At 42.2% G+C, this 5,683-nt stretch carries 5 protein-coding genes; 4 read left to right on the plus strand and 1 reads right to left on the minus strand.

Translation table 11 applies throughout. The annotated features are described in order from the left end of the window. The 4 genes from L650_RS0117030 to L650_RS0117050 form a co-directional block, all read left to right on the plus strand. The coding region (locus L650_RS0117030) for a CopD family protein (protein WP_029773854.1) at nt 1-228 on the plus strand (228 nt) is incomplete at its 5' end. Between the two features lie 116 nt (nt 229-344). Further along, nucleotides 345-1,361, plus strand: coding sequence for an aspartate carbamoyltransferase (locus L650_RS0117035; protein ID WP_004587156.1), 1,017 nt, complete (start codon nt 345-347; stop codon nt 1,359-1,361). Between the two features lie 35 nt (nt 1,362-1,396). Beyond that, entirely contained in the window at nt 1,397-2,677 is a 1,281-nt protein-coding gene (gene hemL / locus L650_RS0117040) for a glutamate-1-semialdehyde 2,1-aminomutase (protein ID WP_029773855.1), read from the plus strand. 157 nt (nt 2,678-2,834) lie between these two features. Beyond that, nucleotides 2,835-4,676 carry a methyl-accepting chemotaxis protein gene (locus L650_RS0117050; protein WP_029773856.1) on the plus strand — a complete coding sequence of 614 codons (1,842 nt, stop codon included), beginning with the start codon at nt 2,835-2,837 and terminating at the stop codon, nt 4,674-4,676. A 62-nt stretch (nt 4,677-4,738) separates the two neighbouring features. On the opposite strand, the gene L650_RS0117055 is transcribed toward L650_RS0117050, so the two are convergent. Beyond that, a partial coding sequence (locus L650_RS0117055) for a penicillin-binding transpeptidase domain-containing protein (RefSeq protein ID WP_029773857.1) occupies nt 4,739-5,683 on the minus strand: 945 nt, incomplete at its 5' end.

Consider the following 5,683-nt stretch of genomic DNA (forward strand, 5'->3'; position numbering starts at 1 on the left):
ATTGTAGAATATGGCCGTGAGTGGTTTAGATACAGCATGTGGCTGCACTACAAACTAGTACTGGTCATTATTTTATATCTATATCACGGCTACTGCTTTAAATTACTGAGCAACTTTAAACACGACAGAAATACCAAAACGGACCGCTTTTATCGTATTTTTAATGAGCTCCCAGTTATTGCGCTGCTAATTATTGTTACGCTTGCGGTAATAAAACCTAATTTATAAGCTGTGTAGCGCATGTTAAACTGCGCTGCAATTTACAATACTTGCTATAACACGCGCGATTGCGTGCCCCATTTTTATGGATTATCGCGCCCCTTTGATTGATTAGGAATAACCCCATGTTAAGTTTCCAAGGTGAACATATACTGTCGGTAAATCAACTCGACAGAGACTGCATTGAGCGTATTTTTGCAGTAGCGAAAAAAATGGAGCCTTATGCTAAAAAACAAAAGCAAACAACAGTGCTAGAAGGCGCTATTTTAGCTAATTTGTTTTTTGAACCAAGCACGCGTACGCGTGTAAGCTTTGGTACTGCCTTTAATTTACTAGGCGGTGGCGTGCGCGAAACAACCGGCATGCAAAGCTCAGCCCTTGCTAAAGGCGAATCGCTTTACGACACTGCGCGCGTTATTTCAGCGTACGCTGATGCCGTTGCTATGCGCCACCCTGATGCAGGCTCGGTAAGCGAATTTGCAGACGGTTGTACCGTACCGGTAATTAACGGAGGTGATGGCCCAAACGAGCACCCTACTCAAGCACTACTTGACTTGCTTACTATTGAGCGCGAACTCAACCGATTTGATCAAAACATTGATGGCATGCATATCGCCTTAGTTGGCGATTTAAAATATGGACGCACAGTACATTCATTATCTAAATTATTGTGCCATTACAAAAACGTAAAATTTTCGATGGTGGCGCCCGATGGCCTGCAAATGCCAACGAGTATTTTAGATGCGGTAGAAAATGCAGGCCATAAAATACAATTAGTCAACAAAATGGAAGGGAACTTAGCAGCCGATATTGTGTACCAAACACGTATTCAAGAAGAGCGCTTTCCTTCACAAGAAGAGGCTAATAAATACCGTGGCGGCTTTAGAATTAGCCAATCAATTTATAACGCGCACTGTAAGCCAAATTCCGTGCTTATGCACCCGCTCCCACGCGATAGCCGTTTAGAAGCTAATGAGCTTGATAACGACTTAAACAGTAACGACAATTTAGCTATATTCCGCCAAGTACAAAATGGCGTGTTAATTCGTATGGCACTGTTTGCTTTAACCCTCGGCGTAGAAAACAAAGTCGAGCAATATGAAGTAGACGTACCTTGGTTTAGCCGCAAACGCGACAGCTAAACACTTTTACCAAGCGACAACTAATAGGATTTTTCATGACAATTAGCCAAGATTTATTTAATCGTGCACAAACTTCAATTCCTGGTGGCGTAAATTCACCTGTACGTGCATTTAACGGTGTAGGTGGCACGCCACTATTTATTACCAAAGCCGAGGGTGCATTTACCTTTGATGCCGATGGCAACCGTTATATTGATTACGTAGGCTCGTGGGGTCCGATGATCATGGGCCATAACCACCCAGCTATAAAGCAAGCTGTTCACGAAGCGGTAGAAAACGGTTTAAGTTATGGGGCGCCCACTGAAGCTGAAATTTTAATGGCCGAAAAAGTAAAAGCGCTTGTCCCATCAATCGAAAAAGTACGCATGGTAAGCTCAGGAACAGAAGCAACAATGAGCGCCATTCGCTTAGCTCGTGGCTATACAGGGCGTGATAAAATCCTTAAGTTTGAAGGTTGTTACCACGGCCATGCCGACTCATTATTAGTAAAAGCTGGCTCTGGCGCATTAACCATGGGTGTGCCAAATTCACCTGGTATCCCTGAGGATTTTGCAAAGCACACACTTACCGTATCGTTTAATAACCTTGATGAAGTAAAAGCGGTATTTGAAAAATACGCAGACGACATTGCCTGTATTATCGTTGAGCCAGTAGCGGGTAACATGAACTGTATTCCTCCTGTAGAAGGCTTTTTAGAAGGCTTGCGTGCAGTATGTGATGAGTACAAATCGGTGCTTATTTTTGACGAAGTAATGACCGGTTTTCGTGTTGCATTAGGTGGCGCTCAGGCGTATTACAACATAAAACCTGACTTAACATGTTTAGGTAAAGTCATTGGTGGCGGCATGCCTGTTGGTGCCTTTGGCGGCAAAACCGAAATTATGGATTACATTGCGCCAGTAGGTCCGGTTTACCAAGCTGGTACTCTTTCTGGTAACCCTATTGCAATGGCTGCGGGTTTAAAATCGCTAGAGCTATTAAGTGAACCAGGTTTGCACGATAAGTTAGAAGCTACTTCTAAAGCTATTTGTGAAGGTTTTGAAGCAGGCGCTAAAAAAGCAGGCATTCCTTTAACCACTAACTACGCAGGCGGTATGTATGGCTTTTTCTTCACTGAAGCTGAAAAAGTAACCACTTATAAACAAGCTACAGAATGTGATTTAGAACGCTTTAAACGCTTTTTCCACTTAATGCTGGAAGAAGGCGTATACCTAGCACCTTCTGCATTTGAAGCAGGCTTTGTGTGTGCTGCGCACACAGAGCAAGAAGTACAAGCGACTATTGAAGCTGCAGAGCGCGCCTTCGCTAAGCTATAAGCATCCAATACATGTGTTAATAATGTGCGTTATTAACTCTGTAGTTAAAAAAAGCCCTTACGGGCTTTTTTTATTTGTGCGTACTGATAATTGAATGGTTTTTAGCCTTTATACGGTCTCACTTTTTAGACTCACTTTTACCCCACAAGAGAAACGTATGACGAGCTTAAGGCACTTAGCAGCACCTGCTATATTATTAATGGGCAACTTAAAATATAAAACTAAAATTGGTTTAGTTTTTGGTATTTTATTATTACCCCTTGCGCTTAGTTTGTTTTTTTTAGTCTCTTTATTAAGCGAGAGTATAAGCGTCTCTCAAATGCAAAAACAAGGTTTACTGAGCTACAGAGACATTCTTGCAAATCAAATGCAGGGTGAAACCTATAAAAATGTAAAAGTAGCTAAAGCACGTGGTTTTAATGTAAAAGATGAGCAAATGAATGACGTACTTGAGCTGGTTTCAATACAGTCTAATTTGGCCTTAGATAACCAACTTGCGAGTGCTTATGTTAATCGCGCATTAGTTACGCCTATACCTGCGCTTATCATGCAGATAAATGCGACAGCGCAAAGCGCTAATACTGTTCTTACTAATCAGCGTTTTACACCAGAGACTTTTATTGCGCTTTCAAACTTAAGTAAGTCGCTACCTTTGTACCAGCAGCAACTCGATAAAATACTTACAATTGCCACCACGGCCGATGCATCTGTAAATAAAGCACTGACGCCCTCTCTCACTAATTTACATAACGCCATAGCCGCTTTTAAAACAGCCATTGATAAAAAGCTGCTTGAACCAGATGATATACAGCTTACACAAAACGAATTTGCAGGGCTTACCAGCCAAGTGCTTAGTCGTATTAGCCAACTAATTGATAAAAGCATCCCTACCCTTGAAACCCTTATTGAAAATAAACTTCAAACACAGCAGTGGATCAGAAACACAGTATTAGCAGCATCTGTAATAAGTTTACTCTTTGCGTTTTACTTGATGATAGGTTTTTACTTTGCTGTGGTCGATACCATTAATCGCTTTGCCGAAGCTGCGCAAAGAGCAGCAAGTGGCGACTTAAATGCGGTTATCAACTCAAGTACTAATGATGAAATGGATATTATTGCAGCGCGATATAACGCACTTCTTAATGCCTTTTCAAAACTTTTAGAGAATGTAAAAGCAAGTACTGTGGAGCTATGCGGCGCCACAAAATCGCTTTCACAGACAAGCAGCCAAACGAGTAACGATGTTGAAAAACAGCAAATACGGGTAAACGCTATTCATGATGCACTAAGTAATATGGAGCAAAGTGCAGTGAGTGTAGAAGAGTTTGCTAATCAAGCGATGTTAACAGCGCAAGATGCCGCGCAACATGTAAAGCAAGGCTCTAACAACACCATGGAACTTGCCAAATACATGCAAGACCTTCAAGTTGAATTTGCCGAAAGCCAACAAGCCTTAGATAGACTAGCTCAAGATAGCCAAGAAATTAGTAAAGTAAGTAAAGGCATTAGCGAAATAGCCGATCAAACTAATTTATTAGCCCTAAACGCAGCAATAGAAGCCGCACGAGCCGGTGAACATGGCCGTGGTTTTGCCGTGGTAGCTGATGAAGTAAGAACCCTTGCGCAGCGTACACAAACTCAAACCCAAGAAATTCACCAAATAATTAGCTCACTCCAACAAGCTTCTGACGATACACAACAAAAAATGCGCTCAAGTGTCCAGAAGATGGAACAATCGGTAAAAGCCGCCACCGAAACAAACGATATTTTACAAAGTGCAGAGCAAAGCATGGGCGATATAAAACACCAAGGCGAAGAGATAGCACTGCGGGTTAAAGAGCAATCTAACGCAACCACCCAAGCATTAACTGATGCACAAGAAGTCAGTAACTTAGCAGATCACACTCTTCTCTCTGCACAATCTACACTGCAAGACGCACAGCAACTTAGTCAGCTATCTGATGACTTAACTAAATCAATGCAGTTTTTTAAATCTTGATAGGTAAGCTAAATATAATAAAACCGCTGAGTTAGCGGTTTTATTATTAAGGTTTTATTTTATTAGCGTATACACTGCGGCCTAGGTTCAAACTCACTGGCTCTTAGTGGTAACTGAATGACTTTTCCGCATCCGGGCGGTGCTTGTAACCCCGTTCTTTCATTGACGAAAGCCCATCTTATTGACGGCGGACGTGTATCTGCTATTGCTTCAGGGTTGAGCGGTTTTAAGTAACGAATATAAGCTTCTAACGCGCCCACACTCCCTGTTAAACCGGTGCTTCTATTATCGTCTCTACCAAGCCATGCAACGGTCACTGTGTTTTGATCAAACCCTGCAAACCAGCTATCACGTAAATCATTACTAGTGCCTGTTTTACCGGCAAGCTGAATTGATGGAAAGTGTAAATTTAAACGCTTAGCGGTGCCGTCTTTTGTCACTCGCTTCATGGCATATTTAGTCATATATACAGCGTCTTTTGCAAAGCGCGGCTCAGACTTAACTTTATGCTTATACAACACGTTACCTACCGAGTCTGTAAGGGCAGATACAGAGGTAAGTTCTCTATACTCGCCATCTGCTGCGATAGTGGTATAAAGCTGGGCAACCTCAAAGCTCGACATTTCTACAGCACCAAGTAGCAGCGAGGGGTATTCATCTATATTACCTTTTGCGCCTAATCCTTTGAGCGTATTTGCAACTTTATCAACACCTACATCTAGGCCTAAATTTACCGCAGGAATATTAATACTGTTACTAAAGGCTTTATAAAGTGGCAATGCACCCCGGTATTGGTGATCAAAGTTCTCAGGTTGCCACACTTTACCCTGCTCATTTGTTACCTGCACAGGGGAGTCATCAAGTAATGTGGCTAAGTTATAATGTGGTAACTGCAGGGCTGTTAAGTACACCGCGGGTTTAACTAAAGAGCCAATATTTCGTTTAGTATCGAGCACTCGGTTGAAACCTGAATAGCGAACATCGCGCCCCGACACTAATGCCGACAC

The organism is Pseudoalteromonas sp. TB51 (genome assembly GCF_000498055.1).
Taxonomy (GTDB): domain Bacteria; phylum Pseudomonadota; class Gammaproteobacteria; order Enterobacterales; family Alteromonadaceae; genus Pseudoalteromonas; species Pseudoalteromonas atlantica.

Excerpts from the sequence above, each read along its gene's own strand:
- L650_RS0117035 (WP_004587156.1), top strand. The coding sequence starts at position 345 with ATGTTAAGTTTCCAAGGTGAACATATACTGTCGGTAAATCAACTCGAC.
- hemL (WP_029773855.1), top strand. The coding sequence starts at position 1,397 with ATGACAATTAGCCAAGATTTATTTAATCGTGCACAAACTTCAATTCCT.
- L650_RS0117050 (WP_029773856.1), top strand. The coding sequence starts at position 2,835 with ATGACGAGCTTAAGGCACTTAGCAGCACCTGCTATATTATTAATGGGC.